Here is a 22,841-nt window from a genome sequence, read left to right on the forward strand (position 1 = left end):
TTCCTCACACACACGGATCAGCATAGACATAGAGTTGTCCGCATATGTATAGATGAGCTTGGCTAATTGTTGTGTGAGGGTGATAAAGTGGGAAAAGGATTACGTTATGTACTCGTGTTATTTTTAGGCTGTCTTCTAATAAGTGTAGGGATTAATTTCTTCTTTGTGTCTTATCATCTTTTAGATGGCGGCATAATTGGAGTCGGATTAATTGCCCACTATTTGTGGAACGTTCCAGTGGGAATGACGATCATCGTAGTCAGTATCCCTATTTATATTTTAGCATGGATGTATTATCGACCATTTTTTTTCAATTCATTGGCAGGTGTCATTGTTTCATCTCTTATGATCGATTTCTTCGCTGCATTTATTCCTGAAACACCTTTACTGGGTCCATTAACTAGTGCTATACTCGGTGGTTTGATGCTCGGTGTTGGTGCAGGCATTATGTTTTTGCTCGATATTAGTACAGGCGGCTTTGACCTTCTAGCACAAATGATTTCAGCGAAGACCACTTGGAATGTTGGTGTCCTCATTGTTGGCTTTGATCTCGCCGCAGTTGTCGCCGGTATACCCGTCATTACAGTTGATGAAATTATTTTGTCTACGATTGCTGTAATTGCCACAGGTACCGCAACAACCGTTATTACAGCCGCTGGAGGAGTAAACGCACACCCGAGACCACCTTTACGTATTTAAGGAAACTGCAAATCACCTGAAAAAATCCAATACAGTGCACCGTATACTACTGCTATGCTAGCAATGAGAATAAACCAAAATCGATTACTTTTCTTCATTTAACAACACCTCTTTTCAAACCATATTGTACAAAAAAGCCGTCGCAATTGCGACGGCTTTTTTTATTCATCTTCTTCGTTCTCATTTTGACTGTTTTCATCATCTGTGAGGTTTTCGTTATTTGGCTCAAAGAAACGTAATAAATCGCCGTAAATAACTTTATCAGAGTATTCAAGATCAGACGTGGCACGTTCAGCGTATTCACCACACGCGTCTACTCCCTCTTCGTCTTCAATCGGTTCTCCTGTCTCTTTGTTATAGCAAGTGTTATTCGTCCAAACAACATCGTCTGTTATAAATGAACCGTTCCGCAAAACAGCAAACGAATCTCTTTCAGGAGCAAACAAATCTGAACCAAATTGAATATCTTCCTTGGTATTCATACCTAGCAAATGCATAAGCGTTGGTTGAATATCAATTTGTCCACCAACTGTATCAATCGTTTCACCTTCATGACCAGGTATGTGAATAAACAACGGTACACGTTGTAATTGAATTGTATCAAAAGGCGTAATTTCTTCTTTACCTAAATACTCAGCCATGGATCCGTTATGATTTGTAGAAATTCCATAGTGATCCCCATATAAAATAAAAATAGAATCCTCATACAAGCCAGCTTCTTTAATGTCGTTAAAGAATTGTTCTACCGCGTAATCCATATAACGAACTGTTGGGAAATAACGGTTTAAAGTCCCGCTTCTGAATTCCCCTTCCGCGATCATTTTATCCTCTTCCTCTAATTCAAACGGAAAATGGTTTGTTAATGTAATAAATGTTGTGTAGAACGGATTCGGTTGCTCTTGTAAATGCTCAATGGACTGTTCAAAGAATTCACGGTCTTTTAATCCCCAACCAATTGAATTCTCTTCCGTTACATCATAGTATTCTACATCATAAAATTTATCGTACCCAAGCGAATCATACACAATATCTCGATTCCAGAATGACCGATTATTTGCATGCATAACAGACGTATAATAGCCATTTTCTCCTAAGATATTTGGGGTTGCATTGTATTCATTTTGTGCGTGAGTAAAGAAAACAGCACCACTACTACGCCCAAACATTGAATTTGCTACAATGAATTCTGAATCAGACGTTTTCCCTTGTTCGGTTTGGTGATAAAAATTCTCAAAGTAATAACTATTCTCCTTTAGTTCATTTAAAAATGGCGTAATTTCTTCTCCATTTAAATCATTATCAATAACAAAGGACTGCAACGATTCTAACGAAATCATAAAGACATTTTTGCCTTCCGCTGTACCAAACATATCAGCATCAGGTTCTTTATGGTTTGCTTGTACATAGTTTTGAACTTCAACTATATCCGAGCTATCAGCTAGAACACGCTGAGCCCTTGACTGTGACTGCAAAAACACATCATACAAATGAAAATTAAACACACCAATGTTTTTGACTAACATATCACGATCGAACGAACGTGTTAAAAGCTGCGGTCTTTCCGTTTGAGCTAATGTTAAATTCCCTAAAAAAAGAAGAATTGAAAGAGAGAACAACAAAATTGGTTCACGCTTTAAACGTCCAACGACAGGCACTTTTTGTCTAAACACAAAATAAGCAAGAATAAATACATTTGAGAAAATAAAGAGATCCCAAATGTTCATTAATTCAAATACACTTGATGATAAATCTTGCATATTATTTGTTTGGAACAATACAGGTAATGTTAAAAAGTCTGAATAAAAACGATAAAACATTAGATTACCGTACAAAATAAAAGAACCAATAAAAGAAAGCACAACGATCATAATATTCCGTGCTCGATTCTTAAATAGTAAGGCAATAGCTAAAAGGAGTATGGATGAACTAATCGGGTTTATAAACAATAAAAACTCTTGCATCATATTCTCAGTTGGAATTGTAAATGATATTTTATAGAGAATATACGTTGTTAGCGACAATAGAACGACGGCAAGCCAAAAAAACTTTAATCGTCTAAAGCCCGCTTTAATCTTGGTCATATCGTTAGTCTCCTCTCATAACACGAGTGTGACCCTTATTTTCTTTTTTTATCTAGTTGTTGGGTTCTACAAAGAATAAGTTTATCAAAATTCATTCACCTTGAATACCATTCCACGGACATAAGAAATTTTCACACTGGTTTTACATTTTCTTTACATTTTCAATAAATTCTTCGTATGAAACGCCTTGTTCGTATATTTCATTGGCAATGGTGCCTACATAGCGTAAATGCCATGGCTCATAACTATAACCTGTTATGTCTTGCTTCCCTTCTGGGTAACGTACAATAAAGCCAAATAAATGAGCATTTTCCTCAACCCAAATACCCTCTTCTGTATCTCCAAAAGTCTCTGTCAAACCGAAATTTACACTAGAAGACGAAACGTCCATTGCTAAACCGGTTTGATGTTCACTAAAACCAGGTTGTGCAACCAACGTTTGGTCAAGCCCACTTTGAATTTGTTGATTTTTAAACAATTCATATTGGCGTTCAAACGAGCGAAATCCTGAGTTTGCATAAAGGATATGTCCATCCAATTCAGCTTCATAGAAGAGTTGTTCAAGGGCATCTGCTGCTTCTTCTCGTAAATACGAACGCTCTTGTATACCTTCATACGGTCTTCGAACATCAGGAACGACCAAATCAGCTGGCTCATAATCAACTGGTAAGCGATTGTTTAAATTTACATTCGCTTCAATATTGTCCGGGTTTTGTATAATCGGATCACCTTGTACAGTAATCACTTCATTTAATTCAATTATACGGTTATCGCCTTCAACAAGTTCCGCTTCTGGCGGTTTTTCTTCTTCTTCAATCACTTGCTCTGCCTCTTCTTGTGAAGAAGAACACCCTGCTAATACAGCACTAAAAACGACTGCAGGTATCCAATAATTTTTCATCCCACTCATCCTTGCTCTCTATTCTTATCGTCTAATAGTAAAGGACTTCTTGGGTTTTTTCAATCTTGTCCACCATATTATTCTATCTAGGATATGCATGAAGAAACGACTTTATGAAGAGATCGAGGTTGATTTTTTAGCCAGTTTAAGGGAATCGGCTTTTCCTTTCGATACCCTTGTTTTTAAACCCTAAACCTCTTCTTTTATGTGTAGGTGCAAAGGAAAAAGGGTAAAGAATTGAAACAACTAGTAAAAATGAGGTGAAGTATAATGAAACGAGAGCGTTTTTATGTAACCGTTGATATGGCTATGATGAAAATTGCAAAAGAAAAAATACCTGATAATACCATTCAGTACGAAATTTATGCGAACCAAGAAGAAGTTGACCGCATCCAAGCAATTATTGAGCAAGTAAAGTCTGAAGATTTTCGCCAAGAAGAAATATTTCAACGTCCTTTTCAAGAAAAAAAAGCCGATGAAGACAAAGAAATGACCGATAACGAACTTCAAGAACTCTATACGATTATTTATGACCTTGGAACGGTGGAAACGAAAGAGGTTGTCAAAGACTTGAAATAAAAGAGCGAAAAGAGCGCGTACGCGCTCTTTTTTTGTGATACAATAACGATAACGCTTTCACAAATAAAGAGGTGGTTCTTCAGATGGAAATGAATGGACTTATGGGTGGCGTCTACCGTATCGCTGAATGGATTATGCGATTAGCAGCCATTAATTTACTTTGGATTCTATTTACTGTAGGGGGACTTGTTGTTGGAGGCTTATTTCCAGCTACTCAAGCTGCATTTGCAGTAACAAGACAATGGATTCGAGGCGAGACAGATCTTCCAATTTTTAAAACGTTTGTTCACTATTTTAAAAAGGATTATTTGAAAGTTCAAATAATGGGTCTGTGCTTAGCGATTATCGGCTTCGTGCTATATATTGATCTCGTTTTTATTTATCAGTCGACTAATCCTTACGTACAGCTATTAGCGTTCCCTTTGCTCATTTTGACGTTTATTTATATTCTCACCTGCTTCTATGCTTTTAGTGCGTTCGTTCACTACGAACTTCCCGTCTTTAAATTGTTAAAGCATGCCGCTTTACATACGGTTGTGCGACCGTTTTTAAGTATTGGCATGCTCATCAGTTGTGCTGGTGTTGTCTTTTTAATGTTTCAATTTCCAGGTGTTCTTCCGTTTTTCGGAGTCTCGATACCCGTCTTCTTGCTGATGTGGTTTTCTCACACTGGATTTATTCGAAATGAAGAAAAACAAAAAAGTCAGGCAGCTTAATAGCAGTGGTTTATAGACAAAGCGTACCGCCAATTGGTAGGACGCTTTTTTTCTTTGCAGCTAATCCTTGTTCTTCCCATGCTTGTTCAAACCGTTCGAGAGCTTCTGGTCCCGTATCATCTGCAAGTCGAAAGGTTCCATAGTGCATCGGCACCATATGGCTAGCTCCTAAATCAATAAAAGCTTGTACTGCTTGTTCCGGGTTCATATGATCAAGCTCCATAAACCACTCAGGTTCATAGGCACCAATTGGAACTAATGCATAATTGATTCTTTTTACGCTTTGTAGTTGTTTGAATCCTTCAAAATAACCACTATCTCCAGCAAAGTAGAGCGATTGATCTGTAGACTCTAAGACCCAACCACCCCACCGTGAAGTATTCGTGTCAAATAAGCCTCGCTTCACCCAATGTTGTGCTGGTACAAATGTAAACGTAACGTTTTGAATGCAATAATGTTGCCACCAATCTAATTCTATCAGCCGATCTTCTAAAAACCCTCTCTTCTTCATAAAAGCCTTTAACCCTTTAGGTATTAAAAAAAGTGGATCACCAGGTAAATTTCGTAATGATGGGAGATGCAAATGATCATAATGACCGTGTGAAATAAGGACAACATCTATTTCTGGTAAATGATCAATAGGAATCGTAACCGGCACATTTCGCTTCGTTGTACCCATAAAATTCGTCCAAACAGGGTCCGTTACAACAGTTAGTCCATTTATACGGATGAAAAACGTCGCATGGCCTATCCATGATAGACTATCTACGTTGGCATTATGGATGTTACGATAATCTGGCTGGTGCTCAACAGCGATTGTCTTCCTTAAGTCTTTTTTCTTGCTCATTCGTTCTCGATACCAATTTATAAAATCCCTTACTCCATGTTGATTCTGCACACCATTTAGATTTTCAAACCTTTGTTTTTTCAACTCACCAACACCTACTTTATTTAATTGGCAGTACATTCCCACTATCACCTAAAACAGATGGATACGTATAGTGAACTGAGGTGAGCTGTTCTGTCGTTAACTCTAACTGAATAGCAAGTGAAAGTAAATTGATCCATTGATCTGCATAAATGGTCAAAAAGTCAGCACCTAGAATTTTTCCAGTCTTTTTACAAACATACACTTTTGCTAAAGCTTGATCTTCTTTTATCATTGAATACGTTAGCCAATCTGTCATCGTTGTGTTTTTAACATCGTACGCTATCCCCTCCTGATCAAGCAGTTCCTTTGTTTTCCCAACTTTAGCTAGCTTCGGTATTGTGAAAACAACAGATGGCATTGCCCCTTGTTGAAGAGTTTGCTTTTGTTCCTCTAAAATATTGTGTACAACAACTGAACCTTCATGACTTGATAACGGTGTAAGTGGTAATGAGTGGGTTGCGGTTACATCACCCGCTGCATACACTCGTGGATTTGAAATACTTTGCAACGTGTTGTTAACATGAATACCTGCTTCATCATAATGAATATTAGCGGCTTCGAGATTTAATTTCTTTATATTCGGCGTTCGTCCAGCACCATGAACGGCTTTGTCAACAGTAAGTGTTTGCTTATCTGTTTTTATTGTGACATCATGAGCGTTTGATTCAATGCTTGAAATTTCCTCATTCCAATGAAATGTAATGCCAAGTGCTTCTGATTGTTTTATTAAAGCTTGGACATGATCTTGATCAAATGCTTTTAAACCACGATGACCAGAATCAATAATATGAACGTTCGCACCTGCTCGAGCTGCGAGGTGAGCGAACTCAAATGAAATGTAACCTCCACCGATGAAAGCAATTGACTTCGGTAATGAAGGAAGATTTAAAAACGCTTCATTTGTTAGAAGGGTCTCGGCCCCTTTAAACGGTAGAGGGGATGGCATAAGCCCAGTTGCAATAATGAACGTTGTGGCTGATAAAGTAATATGGTCAACTTGCACAGTTTCTTCGTTAATAAAAGACGCATAACCGTGATACGTATCGATGTTGGCTTTTTTCAACGATTGTTCAATCTCTTGATAAACAGAATCTGTATATGTGTTTTTTTCTTTCATCGCATCTTCCCAGTTAAAGGAAATCGTTCCTTCTATACCGGTACCTCTTAATTTCCCAGCTTGCCATGCTGCTTCACTTCGCGTGTATAGCATTTTTTTAGGGTCACATCCGAAATTGGGACACGTTCCTCCAAAACGGTTACCTTCTATAACAGCAACACGCTTAGTCGCTTCTGCTAACGGAAAGGCTGCGGCCATTGCTGCCGGCCCGCTTCCAATAATGATAACATCATAGGCTTGTACCATCTTAACTCCTCCTCTGTTAGCCTTCTTATTCCCTAATACCTTTATAAAAAAACAGAGGATTGATGCATAGAATATAAACTTACGTTCCCTTATTGTGCTCATGATCCCTCTTTCACATAACAAAAAAACAGGTAAGAAGTCAGAAGCTTCTTACCTGTTTTCTACTACAAAGACTGGATATTTTTAAAACTAATTTCTATGCTTTCAAGCGGTGATCGCTCACTCACATCTTGCTCAACGATGAAGTATTTTGTTCCGACCGCTTTTGCCGCTTCAATAATTCCTTTAATATCAAGCTTTCCTTCTCCTACTTCAGCAAAAGGGATTTCTCCATCTTTCATATCTTTTACATGGATAATAGGGACACGATTTTCATGGACGGCTAAATACTCCGTTGCCTTATGGCCAGCATATTCAACCCAAAAGGTGTCACATTCAAGAGCCATATTGCACGTGCGAGTATTGCGCAACAATATGTCCAACCCAAATTCATCGTCAAACGTATCAAATTCAAAATCATGGTTATGGTACAACAATACCATTCCTGCTTCTCTAACCTGATTACCAATTTCCTCAAGTTCTTCCGCCAGATCAAAGTAATTTGTTTTCGTTTGACGCTCTTCTTCTGTTAAATACGGGCAAACAATATGAGGTATGCCTACTTCTTTATGATACGTGATAACGCTCTGTAACTCGTTACGCAGCTTCTCAAGAGGGACATGACTAGACCAAGGCTCTAGGCCAATTTCTTCAAGCATCGCTTTCACTTCTTTAGAAGAGTGATCCCCAAAACCTGCGAACTCAACGCCTTGATAGCCAACTTGCTTAACCTTTTCCAAGGTTCCTTTAAAATCTTTTTCCATTTCATCTCGTAATGTATACAACGCCAGTCCGACATTCATGTTAGTATTCCTCCTTATTAGACTTCTTTCACTGCAACAAACGCTTTTGTTTCCGATGATTGAAGTGCTGCTAAAACAACTTGTAACGATTTCATTCCTTCTTCTCCTGTTATGGCAGGCTCTCGATCCTCAATAATTGACGTTACAAACTCATCAATCACACCGCTGGCTACTTGACCACCAGCTTCATTTGTTGCAATTGCGCCAACAGAGTACTGTTCCACACTGCCGTCTGTTAGCTTTACTACGACTTGGACTTCTGGATGATCGCGAATCTCAAGAACACCGTTTTCTCCATAAATCGTTGTCGTATTATCTTCACCTTTATAATAGGTCCAGCTCGCTGCCATCGTACCAATAGCGCCGCTTTCCATTTTCAATAATGTTGTTGCATTGTCATCAACATCCGCTTCTTTATGTAATGTATTAACGAATGCAGCCACTTCAGATACTTCTTCACCTAATAACCAACGAATGAGGTCGATTTTGTGCACACCTAAATCGCCCATGGCACCGACAAACGCTTTATCCTTTTTAAGAAACCATGTATCTTTTCCTTGTATACTCCAGGAGTCTGCTCCACCGTGTCCAAACGTTGTTTTAAACGTCAGCGTTTTACCGAGTTTTCCAGACAATAAAATTTCCTTTGCCTTCACATGAGGTGGCATTAACCGTTGGTTGTGACCAATCATTAGCTTAACGTTGTTTTCACTGGCAGCTTTAATCATGTTCTGTGCCTCTTCTATTGAAGTAGCCATAGGCTTTTCACATAATACATGACAACCTGCATTTGCAGCATCAATGGAAACACTAGCATGGTCAACGTTTTGTGTACATACACTAACAGCGTCAACATCAACTTCCGCTAGTAACTCCTTGTGAGACGTAAAGACATTTGTAACGCCATACTGATCAGCCATTCTTTGAGCGACCTCTTTGTTTAAATCGCAAAAGGCAACCAATTCAACGTTTGGGTTAGCAGCATACTCTGGTACGTGGCGGTGTATGGCAATGGATCCACAGCCAATAACCGCAACTTTTAATGGTTTATTCATGTTGTTTCCTCCTTAAAGCCACCACATCTTTGGAGCTGGCTCTTTCATTAAGACTTGTTGTAAATTGCTAACTGCTTTTTGGAACCCTTCATCAATTGACATTAATCCATCCTCATGTTCAATACTAATAGCACCATCATATCCAACTAAGCGTAGTGCACTAATAATATCTGACCACGTTTTTAAATCATGTCCGTATCCAACCGATCTAAAATACCAAGCGCGATCTTGAAGATTCGCATAGGATTGCATATCCAAAACACCATGCATGTTCATATTGTCTTGATCCATGTACGTGTCTTTTGCATGGAAGAAGTGAACAGCGTCTTGTTTCCCAAGAATTTTAATCGCCGCAACTGGATCAATACCCTGCCACCATAAGTGACTTGGATCAACATTTGCACCAATTGCCGGGCCACACGCTTCGCGTAGTTTTAGTAGTGTAGCAGGCGAATGCACAAGGAAACCTCCGTGTAATTCTAAAGCGATCTTAACACCATGTTCTTCTGCAAACGCTGCCATCTCTTTCCAGTATGGAATTAACTTTTCTTCCCACTGCCATTTTAAGATGTCACCATACTCATTCGGCCAAGCAGCAACCGGCCAGTTTGGTTGTTTATCTCCTTCGTAAGCTCCTGGTGTTCCTGAAAATGTTGTAACAGTTGGAACTTGTAGTGCCTTTGCTAATTTAACCGTCTGCACAAACGATTCATGGGATGCTTTTGCAAATGCTTCATCAGGTGATAGGGCATTTCCGTGACAACTTAAGCTAGATATAGTTAAACCACGGTCATCAACTGCTTTTTTAAACGCTTTCAATTTCGCTTCGTCTTCTAACAACTCAGCAGGATTACAATGGGCTGTGCCAGGATAACCCCCTGTTCCAATCTCTACTGTTTCAAGCCCTAATTGTTTTACGTGGTCAAGCATTTCCTCAAAAGGCTTTTCAGAAAATAAAACAGTAAATACACCTAGTTTCATTTTTAGTTCCTCCTATGAAATCGATTTCATATTTCGTTAGTAAGATTCCTCTTTATTGTACTGTTTTTACGGCTGTTTTTTAACCCCCTTTTTAAAAAAAGTTATGAAAACAGCAAAAGCCGTCCTCACAACTGATGTAAACCTGTCTGTTTCTCACTCCAGCTCCAGCACTTTAACGCCACTTCTCGACTCAATGCTGTTCTTGCGGGTTTTGACACCTTTCTTTTAATAAAGTAGTTTCCCGCATCCTTTTTTACTCTATCTGATAAAGCCAAATAAATCATCGTATCAGCCCCTTCTCTAGGTGTTAAAAAGAATGGACGAAGTAATGTATGGATCGCTTTACCGAAACCTGACCCACGATCAACTCCTAAATTCGTTGAAACAGCACCTGGATGCATAGCGAATACCGATACATTGGTTCCTGCTACCCTTTCTTTTAATTCATTTACAAACAATAAGTTACAAAGCTTCGATTGCCCATATCCTTTTGCAACATTGTATCCTTCGTGTAAATGAGGATCCTTTTCATAGAAATGAGCCCATTCATGTGCACCAGAAGATACAACAATAATGCGACCATCTTTTGACTGCTTAATGTGGTCTAGCAGAAGATTCGTTAGCAAAAAGTGACCTAAATGATTTACACCCATTTGCATTTCAAAGCCATCTTCCGTTTCCTGACGCTTAGGACAGACAACCCCCGCATTATTAATAAGTACGTCAATTGTAGAATGCTTCTGCTTTAGTGCTTCAGCTGCTTGCTTGACACTACTTAATGAGCCGAGATCGCATAGTTGTAGTTCGACACTGCCATTTTTTTTATGTTGTTCTATATAAGACAGCGCTTCTTTTCCTCGCTTTTCATTTCGACAGAGCATCACAACGTGCATCCCACTATTCGCTAAAACGAGCGCAACACTTTTGCCCATACCAGAATTTGCTCCTGTTACTGCTGCAACCTTCATGTGTATCCCTCCTACTTAGGTTATTCCTTCCTTTATTGAAAACAAAACTATAAAAGTCCTGGTTTTACTTTTCTGAAAACGGTTATAGCAATAGTACTACAATACTGGAGGTATGAACATGTTAATTCATGCAAAGAAATTAAGTACGTTTACGATGAACGCTACCGATGGTGAACTTGGTCAGCTTGACGACTATTATATTGATTCCAATACCTTACATGTTCGCTATTTTGTCGGTGACACTCGCACCTGGTTTTTCGGTGGAAAAGTTCTTTTAAATGTGGATGCGTTTACAACCATTGACGAAGAAAAAAAACAGATTAGCATCGATGCCACAAAGGAACAAATTAAAAATAGCCCTAAGCCTGATGAAACTGCTCCTATCCATCGCCAGTACGAACGTGAATTAAGTGACCACTATGGCTGGCCAACTTATTGGGCCGTCCCAGCTCATCCAGTTGCAGCTGGCTACGGAACCCATACTGCTGCAGGAGCTCCACTTGTGCCACCCGTATTTGTACCATCTGATAACCAAAATATCGAAGGAATAAAGAATGCCGTTCGTACCGGTTCAGAGGAACAAGAACTCGAGCGGAACCAGCAAGAAAACGTTCATCTTTTTAGCCTCGACGAACTAAAAGGCTATCACGTTCACGCTAAAGGCGGTCAAGTAGGAAAAGTCATGGATTTTGTTCTCCATTATAACCAAACCATTGAAAGTGGAAATTGGAGCGTTCGCTACATCGTAATTGATACTGGAGGGTTTATGCAAAAAGAACCTGTTATCGTTCCCGTTCAGACGATAAAAGAAGTAGCATGGTTTGATAAAAGCCTTATTATCGATCTTGAGAAAGATAAGATTGAATCAGCCGAAGAACACCCAACTGATCAAACCATTACTCTAGGGACAGAGCAAGCCATATTTGAGCACTACAATCTAACCCCTTACTGGCATGACAAAAAAGAAGAAGGCCGCTAGCCTTCTTCTTTTTGCTCTTCTTGACCTTTAGTAGGGTCATGATAATCTTCTTGCTCTAATACGTCTTTTAATTCGTCTTCAACACTTGTTTCTGTTAGAGGTACTTTCGAGCGATATGCAGCTCGCGCAATTAAATGACCTGCTACTGGTGCTGTTAAAAAGACAAAAACAATCCCTAAAATTAATCGAATACTGATATATTGATCCGTTAACCAAAAATAAAAGAAAGTACCGGTTAAGGTTAATAACACAGCTAATGTCGCACTTTTTGTTCCTGCGTGGGACCTTGTGTATACATCAGGAAGGCGAATAATACCCACTGCACTAATAACAGCCATAATCGCTCCAGCGAGTATTAAAATGGCCCCGATCGCTTCACCTGTCGCGCTTGCGTTCAATGATGACCCCCCTCTCAATAAACTTAGAGAAAGCAATGGTACTAATAAACGCTAATATCCCAATAATCAAGATGACTTCCAAAAAAGCTCGTGTATTTAAGACAATTGAAACAACAGCAGCAACTGAAATAAGGTTTACTCCGATGGCATCAAGAGCGACAACCCGATCTGGCATACTTGGACCTTTGATGATGCGAAATGCTGCAATACCTATCGCAGTAGCGAAAAGGAACAAAGCAATAATTAATAGGACTTGAAACATTAACGCGTCACCTCCATAATTGCTTTCTCAAACTTGGTCAATGCCCTCAAAACAGCATTTTTTGATTCTGGAACGTCCATTGCATGGATGTAGAAAACGTTATTTGATGGCGATATCTCAATAACTACTGAACCAGGTGTAAGCATTAATAAAAGCGAAAGAGCGGTAATTTCCCAGTCTCCTTTTAACTTTGTCTCATATGTGAAAATACCTGGCGTTACCTTTAATTTCGGTGAAAGGATTTGACGAATAATTAACACACTCGAACTAATCAGTTCACGATTAAAGATCAAGAGTAATTTAAATGCTGAATATGCACGTTTCAAATAGAATTCTTTAAAGAAGAACCTTCTCATGACATAAATAATCCCAAGACCGATTAGAAAACCGCCAAAGAACGTCGAAAATTCGAATGTATCTTCATCTTGTAGCAAGACCCACAAGAAGGCAATTAAAATATTTAATAAGAGTTGGCCAAACATCCATCCATACCTCCTCTTTTACTTAGAAACAAACTCATTTAAGCGCCTCCTTGATTTAGAACTGCTTCTATATAGATCGTCGGGTTCATTAACGTTTCAGCAGCATCGCTTACCACTCCAGCAATTCCTTCAACTCCAAAACCTAAAGCAAAGGAAGCAGCCACAAAAATGATACTCGGGATCATCATGGCTTTCTTCATTGGAAGCATATCTTCTTTACTAATTGTCGATTCACCAAAGAAAACAGCTCTGAAGATACGCAGTAGCGAATAAAGAACAAAGATACTCGAAATGAGTGTGAAAGCAAGTAAAACATAAGCACCAGATTCAATTGCTCCTTGAGCAACATACACTTTACCGATAAAGCCACTCAATGGTGGAATACCAGCGAGTGATATCATTGTAATAAAGAACATCCAACCGAGAAGTGGATAGTTGCGTATCATACCACTAACGCGATCGAGCCTACCAACATTTGATAAATAAATGGTAGCACCAATTAACAGGAATAATAGCGCCTTAACGATCATGTCGTGAACAAGGTAGAAGATAGATCCTTCGATAGCGGCTTGATTGGCAATCGCTAGTCCACTCAAAATAAAACCAACTGCTATGACAACATTATAAGCAATGATTTTTCTTAGATCATTATAGGCTATGGCACCGATTGAACCTCCAATCATTGTCAAAATAGCCATTATGCCAATTAACGTGTGCGTAATATCAGGCTCATGGTAGAACAAGAGGGTAAATACACGGAACAACGCATAAATGCCTACTTTTGTTAGAAGAGCGCCGAATAAAGCAGCAATGCCCATCGGTGGCGCACCATACGAACCCGGTAGCCAGAAATATAATAGCAAGCCTGCTTTGAGACTGAATACAAGCAGAAGAACAATGGCAATCGTTGTTAGAAGTGCAGGTTGTCCTGCTTCTGCCACTCGAAGTGAAAGCTGGGCAAAATTAAGAGTTCCTAACGTACCATATAAGAAAGCAATCGCTATAAGGAATACAAAAGAAGAAAATACATTTACGAGCACATATTTGATGGATTCCCTTAATTGTCCTTTTTCCCCGCCAAGAACAATTAATGCATATGACGCTAATAACATGACTTCAAAACCTACGTATAGATTGAACAAATCTCCAGTTAAAAACGAACACGCAACACCGGCTAAAAGTAAGAGAATTAATGGATAAACAAACATTTTTTCTTTCTCTTCACCAATCGTCGCAAACACATAGATTAACACAGTGGCTGCAATAAAATAAGCCGTTGCTGTTAATAGTAAAGAAAAACTATCCCCTACAAATGTAATACCATACGGAGCATCCCAGCCCCCGAAATCAAGGGTTTGAATACCATTTCGCTGTACTTCCACTAATAGATAGGTGGAGACACCGAATGTTAAAACCATCGTTAGAAAGCTAATCACTCTTTGAGTCCTAACAAACGGGCGTAGGAAGATCAATATGATTCCAACAATTAATGGGAGGACCATTGGGATTACTAATAAATTACTCATCATTATCATGTCCCCTCAATTTTGTAAGATCATCAGTTTTTAATTCTTTATAGGTTCGATAGGCTAACACGAGAAAGAATGCTGTTACACCAAAGCTAATAACAATCGCTGTCAAAATAAGTGCTTGTGGCAACGCATCCGTATAAGAAGCTGCATCTTCACCAAGTAAAGGCGCACTAGAATCTCTCGAAAACCCACCCATAACAAGAATAAGCATGTGAACCGCGTGTGACATAATCGCCGTTCCTAAAATAACACGTAGTAAACTTTTAGAAAGGATTAAATACGTGGCAACAGTGACTAAGATACCAACTAAAATCGACATCATTGTTTCCATAAGTTATACATCCTCACTTATACTAATAATGATTGTGACTACGGTTCCGATAACAGCAAATGCCACTCCTGCTTCGAACAATACAACTGAAGCAAGTGGAATTTCTCCTAAAATAGGTAAAGTAGCAGATACTTCGGTTTGACTTAAGAACGGGACACCGAATGCAAGTGCAGCTAGACCTGTACCTACTGACAAAAATGCCCCTACTGCTGCTAGTAATTTAAAATCAATTGGCATTCCTTTTCGAACCGTGTCAATATCGAACGAGAGTAGCAGTAAGACAAACGCTGAGGCAAGAACTAACCCGCCAACAAAGCCACCACCTGGTTCATAGTGACCTGCAAGAAACAAGTGCACACCGTACGTCAAAATAATAAACACCGCTACTTTAGAAACGGTTTGAAGGATGACATCATTCGCCTTCAACGTCCTGCCCCCTCTCCTCTTTTTTCGGTTTCAATTTTATTAACACGTACACACCGAGACCAGCAATAAGGAGTACTACAACCTCTAACATCGTATCAAAGGCTCTAAAGTCACCTAAAATCGCGTTCACAATATTTTGAGCTCCAGCAAGCTCATACGCGTTTTCATAAAACGATGAAATGGAATCGAAAAATCGATTGTTTTGAACCGATAAAGCTAATAATGTAACAAGCGTTCCAACAGAAACAGCAATGATAGCATTCATCACTTTAATTCGTGGTTTGCGCGCTTCTTTTTCCCATTCCGGTAAAAAATAGAAGCATAACAGGAATAATGCTGCTGAAACAGTTTCAACAACGAGCTGTGTCAATGCCAAATCTGGTGCCCGGAAAAAGACAAAGAATAGTGCAAGCAAGTATCCTAATACGCCATTTAACAAAATTGCTGTTAATCTTGATTTTGCAAATGGGATAGACAGAGCTGTAACAGCCATAACGGCAGCGATAAACCCTTCGTAAATACTAATTGGTGCATCATTAGACGAATCAATGGAAATGGCACCTGTGTAAGCGACAACGCCTGTAACGATGACAAGAATGGCGATAAAAATATACACCATGTAATGATACATGTTTCCAGTCATGTATCGGTTTGTAAAATTAGTGGATTGGTTTTCAAGTGTTAGCAACGAACGGTTGTATAAATTATCAAGCGTCCATTTTCTAGGAAAAAGAGCATAGACTCCTTCCCACTTCGGCCACAGTTGATAGAGCACAACTCCGAAACCAACAACACCTAACGTCATTAACAATTCAGTATTAAAGCCGTGCCATGCAGATATATTAAATTGTGTGTCGTATCCCTCTACCCCAACAAAGGTTGGCATGACTGCTGCATAACCCGGTTTAATTAGGTATTCTCCTAAAAGGTTCGGGAAGAAAAAGAACACAATGACCAAGCTAGCTAAAATAACGGGTGAAATCAGCATACCAATTGGCGCTTCATGCGCTGTTTTTTCAAGTTTTTCTGGTTGATGCTTTCCAAGAAAAGTTTTGAACACAAGAATCATGCTATAGACAAAGGTGAATACACTTGCGATCCAAGCGACGATTGGAAACAGCATCCCCCATGTATCAATGGAGAAGAACGAGAGTTGTGTTACATCAAGAACTGCAGTGAAAAACATTTCTTTACTTAAGAATCCATTAAATGGTGGCAAACCTGCCATTGCAAAACTACCAACAACGGCTAACGTAAACGTAACTGGCATAATCGTCATAAGTCCACCCAGCTTACGAATATCACGTGTCCCTGTTTCGTGGTCGACAATTCCAACAACCATAAAGAGCGCACCTTTAAACGTTGAGTGATTGACTAAATGAAACAGCGCTGTAAAAATAGCGATAGAATACATGGCTGATGCTGCATTTGATGCATCGAAGTAAAGAGCCGCTGATCCAATGCCTAGTAAACTCATAATTAAACCAAGTTGACTAATCGTCGAATAGGCAAGAAGGGCTTTAAGATCTGTTTGACGTACCGCATTAAAGGAACCCCAAAACAATGTAATCATACCGACAAGGCTGACGACCCAAAACCATACAGCATCCCCACCAAATACCGGTGTAAAACGAGCCACTAAATAGATACCAGCCTTTACCATCGTTGCTGAATGTAAGTACGCACTAACAGGCGTCGGCGCTTCCATCGCATCCGGTAACCAAATATGAAACGGAAACTGTGCTGATTTCGTAAATGCTCCTAATAGCACGAGTAGCATAGCAGGAATAAAGAGCGCGTGATCCGTATACCCTGCTACATTTGCGATGATTTCACGAATACTAAACGTGTCCATCATCGTTGACAACATGATGAAACCAGCCAACATCCCTATCCCGCCAGTAACCGTGATTAACATGGATTTCTGTGCCCCATAGCGAGATTGACGTCTGTGGTACCAATAAGCAATTAATAGAAAGGATGAGATGCTCGTTAATTCCCAGAATAAATAAAGAACCATTAAGTTATCTGAAAAGACAACACCTAACATTGCACCCATAAACATAAGAAGGTAAACGTAAAAATGGCCTAGAGATTCTCGTTCTTTTGACAAATAATAAATGGAATAAAGAATAACAAGGCTTCCCACTCCGGTAATGAGTAAGGCTAATATTAAGCTCAACCCATCAAGATAAGCAGTGAAATTTATGCCAAGTGACGGAATCCAGGGAACTTCATAAATATATACCTCTCCACTAGCAACACTTGGAATAAACTGAACAAGATAAAGAAAGAGTACAATCGGTACAATCAAAACAAACCAGCCTGTATGTACACGCTTTAGTGATTTATACAATAACGGCACAATAAGCGCTATAATAAAAGGCGAAACAATTGCAAGATTTAACATGTACAAAAAAACCTCCTCTGCACGAACTTTGAATCATCTATGGAACATACATATCGCTATAAATTCCTTACAAGTTTACCCTTAGAAAACGAAGCTAACCAAAACTTGTGCTACTTATATTATGGGTGTATGATGGGGTCAATGGCTTATGGAAACGGTACGACAAGCCAAAATCGCGCAGCATCACGAACCTCACTGCGCGCCTAACTATAATGGATATAGCCTAGATTCTTGCACATCTATCATGGTTAATTGGAAGGTTTTTATTGAAGGGAATCGATTACATGCCTAACTAAATGATTACTTTCTAAAGAAAAGTATATACTATTTTTAGTTAACATGCATCGAATATGCCTTCGCTTTCACTAGTTGTGTCCAAATCGTCACATTTTCAAGCGTCCAGTCAAATTGGTTTTTTGTGCATTTACTATAGAGTAAAAAAACTTTCATTTATTTAAAGATATGGATTGATATTTTTTGTACAGCGTTATATAATTATTTGGTTTCAAAGCCTCAGTCGCTAAGGGCAACTGGGGGAGTGTGGGAATACGTCACATACACAATTTCTTTGTTCTTAGATTTATACTATTAAGCTGAGGTGAACTCTTTCATGAAAAAAGCAAAAGGACGTATGGATGAGAGCATTTTAGTTTGCGTCTATTATGGTCCAAACGGAGAGCGTCTAATTAAACGGGGTGCAAAAATTGCTACTATGCTTGATTGCCCACTTTATGTTTTAACTGTTGATGCACTTCCTTATGATGAATTGGATGCTGAGAAATCAGCATATGTTGATCGCTGGAAAGAACTTTCTGAAGAATACGATGCTGAAGAATTTATTGTTCGAGACAATGAGAAGAAACCAGCTGTTAAAGTAATCGCAGAAGTTGCCAGAGAGCACCACATTACGCAAATTATTATCGGTCAAACGGCTAAAAGCAGATGGGAAGAAATTACAAAAGGATCGTTTATGAATGTTCTTTTAAGAGAGATTCCATTTGTTGATTTCCACGTTGTTTCGTGTGATCGTGCCATTAAAGGACTTGAAGGTCATTTTGAGAAGGGCTGTCGTGCTTATCTTGTTGAAGATGAGGAAGGCTATGCCATTATGTTCTCCCATACAAATAAAGCGAAATACGAGGGTATTTTCTTTAAAGAAACAGGTACGGATTTTAACAACGGTATCTTCAAATTCATGAAGCATAACCGTATGATTCAAGTACACGTGACTGATGATCGTGTCACTGAACCTACGAAAATCTATCCTACATTAAGAGAAGAAAAACTCCATAAATAAAACCGGAACAGCGTTGTTCCGGTTTTATTTATTTCCATATACAACCATGATTTTGTCGGAATCCAGTTCGATTTCCTCTATCGGGGCGCCATTTGGTTTTCCAAACGGCAGCTGTGCTTTTAGTTGCCACCCTTCAGGTACACCCCACTTTTCTTTCTCTTCCAAACTCGTTAGCATTGGATAATGATATAAATTGCCACCAAATCCTTCTACCTGTAATGCGTTCCAAGCGGCTATTTGGAGCATCCCTGATGAATGATCTGACCATGATGAGAAGTAATCAAGTTTTTTTGGATATTGTTTTTTTGCGTCGGTAATGGCTTGTTGATCTTCAAAGAAAAGAACCGTTCCAAAACCAGCATTATGCTGTGGCAAGTAATCAAATGGATCTGTAGACTCCTCTTTCATCTTCGTAGCATCCGTCCAAAATTGCCGATGCTTCTCTCCTAAAAGTAGGAGCAATTTACCAGACTGAATGTTAAAGGGCGTTGGGACATACGTCACGACATGCTCAAGAACAGTAACAAGACGCTCTTTTGAGACGACTGCGTCCGCCGCCACATTTTCATACGAATGTCTAGTTTGAATAGCCTCAAAAAAGGTAGTCATTTCACTTCCCCTTTCAACAAATGGTTACAATTAAGTTTACAGAGTAGCGGTTATTTTCTCAAGGAAACTGCCTATTATGAATGACTCTTAAACTTAATGTACATCTCAGAAGGATCTTGAACGATAAACCATGCTTCCCCTTGATCGACAATGTTTTTATTGGCTCTGTTCCGTACCTTGTTAAATGTCTCTTCATTATTTACATGAATGGTGTACTGTTCCATGCCTACGAACGCTTCTTTTGGCTTTTCTTTGTTTCTTACCCACGTATTAAAGCCAAAATGATGATGGTAGCCTGCCCCTGACATAAACAACGCTTGCTGTCCAAAGTACGTCATCACATCGAATTGAAGAATGTCTTTATAGAAAGCCTCTATATCAGCCAGGTTTTTCACATGAGTATGAATATGGCCCATCGTCAACCCATTGGGCATACCGTTCCATTCACCAGCGACTGCAAGCAACCCCGTTACGTCTAGAGGTTTTGTGTCCATAACAATCATACCATTCTCTTCATATGACCAATTCGTTCGTGGTCGATCACAATAGAGCTCAATTCCATTTCCATCTGGATCGTGAATATAGACCGCTTCACTAACAAGGTGGTCGGCTCCACCCATTTCAATGTTATGAGTGAGTAAATGTTTGATTTGTGTGCCAAGAGATGCACGATCTGGGTATAATAATGCAATATGGTAAAGCCCTACATATAGCTGACCAGGATTCTTTTTTGCTTCTCTATTCTCTCTTAATGTAAGAAGAAGCTTCCCTTCATTTGAAAACATTTTTGCTTCTTTTTCGCTTAATTCAATATGCTTAAACCCAATAATATCCTTATAAAAGGAAACTGACTCATTGACATTCGTTACGGTTAAGATCACTTCACCTAATGTTACATGTTCATACATGTAAAAACGCCTCCTTCATATACTAATTCTATATAGAAATTGTATAATGGCGATTCAATAATTGGAAGTACGCACTAATTTGTACTATAGTATATAAAAAGATACTTTATTGCGAGGTGGATTAAATGGAATCATCCTGTCAAGTCGATACAGCGCTCGAAATCTTAGTGGGAAAATGGAAGCATAAAATCTTATTTCAGTTAATAAATCATGATGTGATGCGCTTTAACGAATTAAAACGATCTATCCCCGGCATTACACAAAAAATGCTCACATCCCAATTGCGTGAGCTAGAACAAAACGATATTATCCAACGACAAGTTTATCCTCAAATCCCTCCAAAAGTTGAGTATTCGATGACGCCTTACGGAGAAAGTTTAAAACCCCTCCTTGATGCTATGCACAGCTGGGGATCTAATCATATCAAGCATTTAGATCAACTATTCCCACAGACAAATGAACAATAAAAAAAATTCAAGCGCGTGTCGCTTGAATTTTTTATGGCTTTGTTACTTTAAGAACCCACCAAATAAGGACAAACTGTAGTGGCAACCGAAGCCACAGTGCATAGGCTGGTACATCATATTGAGCAGGGAAGAGCGCCATATAGACGTTTACTGGAAAAACAAGTAACAAGAAGAGCGTTGTCCAAATACCCGCTCTAGAACGAGTTGGTTTGTAGAGAAGGAAAATAGCGAGAGCGATTTCAACAATCCCTGATACATAGACAATAAAAGGTCGAAATGGTATCCATTCTGGCATTGCTTCAATAAAAAAGCCATCCATAACAAAATGCCCAACCCCAGCTAAAAAAAACAAAAATGAAATCAAATAAAGTCCAATGACTCTGAACATGACGATGTACTCCTATTCTTTAGTAACAATTAATTCTGGTAACCACTGACTCATATGTGCTTCAACGTCGTTAAGATGTTTTTCTAATTCTGGCAACTCAGCATCCGTTAAATCTTTCATTGGAGTCACTCGATAATGTTTGTCACCTTCATCGAATTGAACATAGGTTGGCATGAAGGAAGGATTAATAGCTTGCGCCTTTTCATCAGTAGATTTCTGCAAATCAAAAGTAAAAATACCTCCTACGCGCCTTGAATGATCATACTGACCCGAAAGAAAATTGCCGAGTGAATAAACCGCAAGCATATCGTGGTCATGCTTGCCTTCTACCCATTCACTTGGTTGGAGTACATGAGGATGATGACCAATGACAGCAGTAGCACCACTATCCGCAGCTACTTGTACCCAGTCACGTTGTTGTTGATTCGGTAAATCAACGTACTCTTCGCCAGCATGCAGGGCAACAATCACCGCATCAGCTTCTTTATCTGCTTCCCTGATTTGCTCTGCCATAAACGATGACTCTGAAAGGTTCACTAAATAATCCCTTCCGTCTGGTACCGGGATGCCGTTTGTTCCATATGTATAGCTTAGTATCGCAATAGAGATACCTTGACTCTCAATAATACGTAATTCGGTAGCATCTTCTTTATTTCGAAAGGCTCCTGTATACGGTATATTTAGTTCATCCCAATAATCTAAGGCATTCATGATCGATTGAGGACCGCGGTCCAGAGTATGATTATTCGCTAACGTTACAACGTTAACACCAGCTTCTTTCAACGCATCACCCACTTCGAACGGTGAGTTAAAAGCAGGGTAGCCTGACAGACCAAGGGCTTCGCCACCAATCATAGTCTCTATATTCGCAATGGTCACATCTGCCGCTTGTAAGTATGGGGCAACATTAGTCAGCATGGGTAAAAAATCAAATCCCCCCTCTACCCTTGCGTCCTCATACACACGATCATGTATCAGCACATCCCCGACTGCACTTATCGTCGTAGTCAAATGAAAACGATTTGAATGAGCTGAACGCTCACCCACCTCTCGCTGTTTCATCTCTCCTAAGAACAATACATCTTTCTCAGTCGCTTCCACTTCTGCCTGACAACCACTCATTAGTAGCAGAAGCAATCCAAAAGTAGGAATGGTTCGTCTCATTTCCTTGACTCC

25 protein-coding genes are annotated in these 22,841 nt (G+C 39.3%); 6 read left to right on the plus strand and 19 right to left on the minus strand.

The features are described from left to right. Nucleotides 1-87: 87 nt before the first annotated feature. On the plus strand, nt 88-699 hold the full coding sequence (locus E2L03_RS15745) for a YitT family protein (RefSeq protein ID WP_236702432.1): 612 nt from the start codon (nt 88-90) through the stop codon (nt 697-699). Between the two features lie 161 nt (nt 700-860). On the opposite strand, the gene E2L03_RS15750 is transcribed toward E2L03_RS15745, so the two are convergent. Together E2L03_RS15750 and E2L03_RS15755 are read right to left on the minus strand one after the other, a co-directional pair. Continuing rightward, complete coding sequence (locus E2L03_RS15750) at nt 861-2,780, minus strand: LTA synthase family protein (RefSeq protein ID WP_038483078.1); 1,920 nt, start codon at nt 2,778-2,780, stop codon at nt 861-863. A 142-nt stretch (nt 2,781-2,922) separates the two neighbouring features. Continuing rightward, the gene (locus tag E2L03_RS15755) at nt 2,923-3,690 is read right to left on the minus strand and encodes a M15 family metallopeptidase (protein ID WP_095150668.1); all 768 of its coding nucleotides are present in this window, start codon (nt 3,688-3,690) and stop codon (nt 2,923-2,925) included. A 261-nt stretch (nt 3,691-3,951) separates the two neighbouring features. Here E2L03_RS15755 and E2L03_RS15760 point away from each other — a divergent pair, with 261 nt between their 5' ends. Both E2L03_RS15760 and E2L03_RS15765 read left to right on the plus strand, forming a co-directional pair. Next, nucleotides 3,952-4,260 (plus strand): hypothetical protein, encoded by a 309-nt coding sequence (locus E2L03_RS15760; RefSeq protein WP_095150669.1) that lies wholly within the window; start codon nt 3,952-3,954, stop codon nt 4,258-4,260. 83 nt (nt 4,261-4,343) lie between these two features. Next, entirely contained in the window at nt 4,344-4,976 is a 633-nt protein-coding gene (locus E2L03_RS15765; RefSeq protein WP_051667623.1) for a YesL family protein, read from the plus strand. A gap of 10 nt (nt 4,977-4,986) precedes the next feature. On the opposite strand, the gene E2L03_RS15770 is transcribed toward E2L03_RS15765, so the two are convergent. From E2L03_RS15770 to E2L03_RS15795, 6 genes are all read right to left on the minus strand, one after another. Then, the gene (locus E2L03_RS15770; protein ID WP_134259618.1) at nt 4,987-5,943 is read right to left on the minus strand and encodes an MBL fold metallo-hydrolase; all 957 of its coding nucleotides are present in this window, start codon (nt 5,941-5,943) and stop codon (nt 4,987-4,989) included. Next, nucleotides 5,924-7,270, minus strand: a complete 1,347-nt coding sequence (locus E2L03_RS15775) for a dihydrolipoyl dehydrogenase family protein (protein WP_166740341.1) — start codon at nt 7,268-7,270, stop codon at nt 5,924-5,926. The genes E2L03_RS15770 and E2L03_RS15775 overlap by 20 nt, the downstream gene beginning before the upstream one ends. A gap of 164 nt (nt 7,271-7,434) precedes the next feature. Next, nucleotides 7,435-8,172 (minus strand): sugar phosphate isomerase/epimerase family protein, encoded by a 738-nt coding sequence (locus tag E2L03_RS15780; RefSeq protein ID WP_055736900.1) that lies wholly within the window; start codon nt 8,170-8,172, stop codon nt 7,435-7,437. Between the two features lie 17 nt (nt 8,173-8,189). Next, nucleotides 8,190-9,227, minus strand: coding sequence for a Gfo/Idh/MocA family protein (locus tag E2L03_RS15785; protein WP_038483096.1), 1,038 nt, complete (start codon nt 9,225-9,227; stop codon nt 8,190-8,192). Between the two features lie 12 nt (nt 9,228-9,239). After that, complete coding sequence (locus E2L03_RS15790; RefSeq protein WP_038483099.1) at nt 9,240-10,208, minus strand: sugar phosphate isomerase/epimerase family protein; 969 nt, start codon at nt 10,206-10,208, stop codon at nt 9,240-9,242. 125 nt (nt 10,209-10,333) lie between these two features. Next, nucleotides 10,334-11,176, minus strand: a complete 843-nt coding sequence (locus tag E2L03_RS15795; protein ID WP_038483101.1) for an SDR family oxidoreductase — start codon at nt 11,174-11,176, stop codon at nt 10,334-10,336. Between the two features lie 118 nt (nt 11,177-11,294). Here E2L03_RS15795 and E2L03_RS15800 point away from each other — a divergent pair, with 118 nt between their 5' ends. Next, nucleotides 11,295-12,155: a PRC-barrel domain-containing protein gene (locus tag E2L03_RS15800; RefSeq protein WP_134259620.1), complete on the plus strand. Its 861-nt coding sequence runs from the start codon at nt 11,295-11,297 to the stop codon at nt 12,153-12,155. Here E2L03_RS15800 and E2L03_RS15805 read toward each other — a convergent pair. Genes E2L03_RS15805 through E2L03_RS15835 form a run of 7 tightly spaced genes read right to left on the minus strand, consistent with a single transcriptional unit; the run spans nt 12,152 to nt 17,996 of the window. Further along, nucleotides 12,152-12,553: a Na+/H+ antiporter subunit G gene (locus E2L03_RS15805; RefSeq protein WP_038483104.1), complete on the minus strand. Its 402-nt coding sequence runs from the start codon at nt 12,551-12,553 to the stop codon at nt 12,152-12,154. The genes E2L03_RS15800 and E2L03_RS15805 overlap by 4 nt on opposite strands. Continuing rightward, a complete protein-coding gene (locus E2L03_RS15810) occupies nt 12,531-12,815 on the minus strand; it encodes a Na(+)/H(+) antiporter subunit F1 (protein WP_038483107.1) in 285 nt (94 codons plus the stop codon). The genes E2L03_RS15805 and E2L03_RS15810 overlap by 23 nt, the downstream gene beginning before the upstream one ends. Further along, the gene (locus E2L03_RS15815; RefSeq protein ID WP_038483110.1) at nt 12,815-13,297 is read right to left on the minus strand and encodes a Na+/H+ antiporter subunit E; all 483 of its coding nucleotides are present in this window, start codon (nt 13,295-13,297) and stop codon (nt 12,815-12,817) included. Before E2L03_RS15815 ends, E2L03_RS15810 begins: the two co-directional genes overlap by 1 nt. 38 nt (nt 13,298-13,335) lie before the next feature. After that, nucleotides 13,336-14,823, minus strand: coding sequence for a Na+/H+ antiporter subunit D (locus tag E2L03_RS15820; protein WP_055736921.1), 1,488 nt, complete (start codon nt 14,821-14,823; stop codon nt 13,336-13,338). After that, nucleotides 14,816-15,160, minus strand: a complete 345-nt coding sequence (locus E2L03_RS15825) for a Na(+)/H(+) antiporter subunit C (protein ID WP_038483113.1) — start codon at nt 15,158-15,160, stop codon at nt 14,816-14,818. The genes E2L03_RS15820 and E2L03_RS15825 overlap by 8 nt, the downstream gene beginning before the upstream one ends. A gap of 3 nt (nt 15,161-15,163) precedes the next feature. Beyond that, nucleotides 15,164-15,586 (minus strand): Na(+)/H(+) antiporter subunit B, encoded by a 423-nt coding sequence (locus tag E2L03_RS15830; RefSeq protein WP_038483116.1) that lies wholly within the window; start codon nt 15,584-15,586, stop codon nt 15,164-15,166. Beyond that, nucleotides 15,573-17,996: a Na+/H+ antiporter subunit A gene (locus E2L03_RS15835; protein WP_038483118.1), complete on the minus strand. Its 2,424-nt coding sequence runs from the start codon at nt 17,994-17,996 to the stop codon at nt 15,573-15,575. The genes E2L03_RS15830 and E2L03_RS15835 overlap by 14 nt, the downstream gene beginning before the upstream one ends. 610 nt (nt 17,997-18,606) lie before the next feature. Between E2L03_RS15835 and E2L03_RS15840 the strand changes: the two genes are divergently transcribed. Beyond that, a complete protein-coding gene (locus E2L03_RS15840) occupies nt 18,607-19,293 on the plus strand; it encodes a universal stress protein (RefSeq protein WP_134259621.1) in 687 nt (228 codons plus the stop codon). 24 nt (nt 19,294-19,317) lie between these two features. Here E2L03_RS15840 and E2L03_RS15845 read toward each other — a convergent pair whose 3' ends face one another. Continuing rightward, nucleotides 19,318-19,902: a nitroreductase family protein gene (locus tag E2L03_RS15845; RefSeq protein ID WP_124742556.1), complete on the minus strand. Its 585-nt coding sequence runs from the start codon at nt 19,900-19,902 to the stop codon at nt 19,318-19,320. Nucleotides 19,903-19,976: 74 nt separating this feature from the next. Further along, the gene (locus E2L03_RS15850) at nt 19,977-20,810 is read right to left on the minus strand and encodes a VOC family protein (RefSeq protein WP_134259622.1); all 834 of its coding nucleotides are present in this window, start codon (nt 20,808-20,810) and stop codon (nt 19,977-19,979) included. Nucleotides 20,811-20,935: 125 nt separating this feature from the next. Here E2L03_RS15850 and E2L03_RS15855 point away from each other — a divergent pair, with 125 nt between their 5' ends. Beyond that, nucleotides 20,936-21,277, plus strand: a complete 342-nt coding sequence (locus E2L03_RS15855; protein WP_038483126.1) for a winged helix-turn-helix transcriptional regulator — start codon at nt 20,936-20,938, stop codon at nt 21,275-21,277. Nucleotides 21,278-21,308: 31 nt separating this feature from the next. On the opposite strand, the gene E2L03_RS15860 is transcribed toward E2L03_RS15855, so the two are convergent. Continuing rightward, nucleotides 21,309-21,665 carry a DoxX family protein gene (locus tag E2L03_RS15860; protein WP_124742558.1) on the minus strand — a complete coding sequence of 119 codons (357 nt, stop codon included), beginning with the start codon at nt 21,663-21,665 and terminating at the stop codon, nt 21,309-21,311. Nucleotides 21,666-21,677: 12 nt separating this feature from the next. After that, nucleotides 21,678-22,829 (minus strand): CapA family protein, encoded by a 1,152-nt coding sequence (locus E2L03_RS15865; RefSeq protein ID WP_134259623.1) that lies wholly within the window; start codon nt 22,827-22,829, stop codon nt 21,678-21,680. Nucleotides 22,830-22,841: the final 12 nt, after the last annotated feature.

It is taken from the genome of Shouchella oshimensis (assembly GCF_004375095.1).
Taxonomy (GTDB): Bacteria; Bacillota; Bacilli; order Bacillales; family Bacillaceae_D; genus Shouchella; species Shouchella oshimensis.

Coding starts and splice junctions, on each gene's coding strand:
- E2L03_RS15750 (WP_038483078.1), bottom strand. CDS start 2,780: ATGACCAAGATTAAAGCGGGCTTTAGACGATTAAAGTTTTTTTGGCTT.
- E2L03_RS15755 (WP_095150668.1), bottom strand. CDS start 3,690: ATGAGTGGGATGAAAAATTATTGGATACCTGCAGTCGTTTTTAGTGCT.
- E2L03_RS15760 (WP_095150669.1), top strand. CDS start 3,952: ATGAAACGAGAGCGTTTTTATGTAACCGTTGATATGGCTATGATGAAA.
- E2L03_RS15765 (WP_051667623.1), top strand. CDS start 4,344: ATGGAAATGAATGGACTTATGGGTGGCGTCTACCGTATCGCTGAATGG.
- E2L03_RS15770 (WP_134259618.1), bottom strand. CDS start 5,943: ATGTACTGCCAATTAAATAAAGTAGGTGTTGGTGAGTTGAAAAAACAA.
- E2L03_RS15775 (WP_166740341.1), bottom strand. CDS start 7,270: ATGGTACAAGCCTATGATGTTATCATTATTGGAAGCGGGCCGGCAGCA.
- E2L03_RS15780 (WP_055736900.1), bottom strand. CDS start 8,172: ATGAATGTCGGACTGGCGTTGTATACATTACGAGATGAAATGGAAAAA.
- E2L03_RS15785 (WP_038483096.1), bottom strand. CDS start 9,227: ATGAATAAACCATTAAAAGTTGCGGTTATTGGCTGTGGATCCATTGCC.
- E2L03_RS15790 (WP_038483099.1), bottom strand. CDS start 10,208: ATGAAACTAGGTGTATTTACTGTTTTATTTTCTGAAAAGCCTTTTGAG.
- E2L03_RS15795 (WP_038483101.1), bottom strand. CDS start 11,176: ATGAAGGTTGCAGCAGTAACAGGAGCAAATTCTGGTATGGGCAAAAGT.
- E2L03_RS15800 (WP_134259620.1), top strand. CDS start 11,295: ATGTTAATTCATGCAAAGAAATTAAGTACGTTTACGATGAACGCTACC.
- E2L03_RS15810 (WP_038483107.1), bottom strand. CDS start 12,815: ATGTTTCAAGTCCTATTAATTATTGCTTTGTTCCTTTTCGCTACTGCG.
- E2L03_RS15815 (WP_038483110.1), bottom strand. CDS start 13,297: ATGTTTGGCCAACTCTTATTAAATATTTTAATTGCCTTCTTGTGGGTC.
- E2L03_RS15820 (WP_055736921.1), bottom strand. CDS start 14,823: ATGAGTAATTTATTAGTAATCCCAATGGTCCTCCCATTAATTGTTGGA.
- E2L03_RS15825 (WP_038483113.1), bottom strand. CDS start 15,160: ATGGAAACAATGATGTCGATTTTAGTTGGTATCTTAGTCACTGTTGCC.
- E2L03_RS15835 (WP_038483118.1), bottom strand. CDS start 17,996: ATGTTAAATCTTGCAATTGTTTCGCCTTTTATTATAGCGCTTATTGTG.
- E2L03_RS15840 (WP_134259621.1), top strand. CDS start 18,607: ATGAAAAAAGCAAAAGGACGTATGGATGAGAGCATTTTAGTTTGCGTC.
- E2L03_RS15845 (WP_124742556.1), bottom strand. CDS start 19,902: ATGACTACCTTTTTTGAGGCTATTCAAACTAGACATTCGTATGAAAAT.
- E2L03_RS15850 (WP_134259622.1), bottom strand. CDS start 20,810: ATGTATGAACATGTAACATTAGGTGAAGTGATCTTAACCGTAACGAAT.
- E2L03_RS15855 (WP_038483126.1), top strand. CDS start 20,936: ATGGAATCATCCTGTCAAGTCGATACAGCGCTCGAAATCTTAGTGGGA.
- E2L03_RS15860 (WP_124742558.1), bottom strand. CDS start 21,665: ATGTTCAGAGTCATTGGACTTTATTTGATTTCATTTTTGTTTTTTTTA.
- E2L03_RS15865 (WP_134259623.1), bottom strand. CDS start 22,829: ATGAGACGAACCATTCCTACTTTTGGATTGCTTCTGCTACTAATGAGT.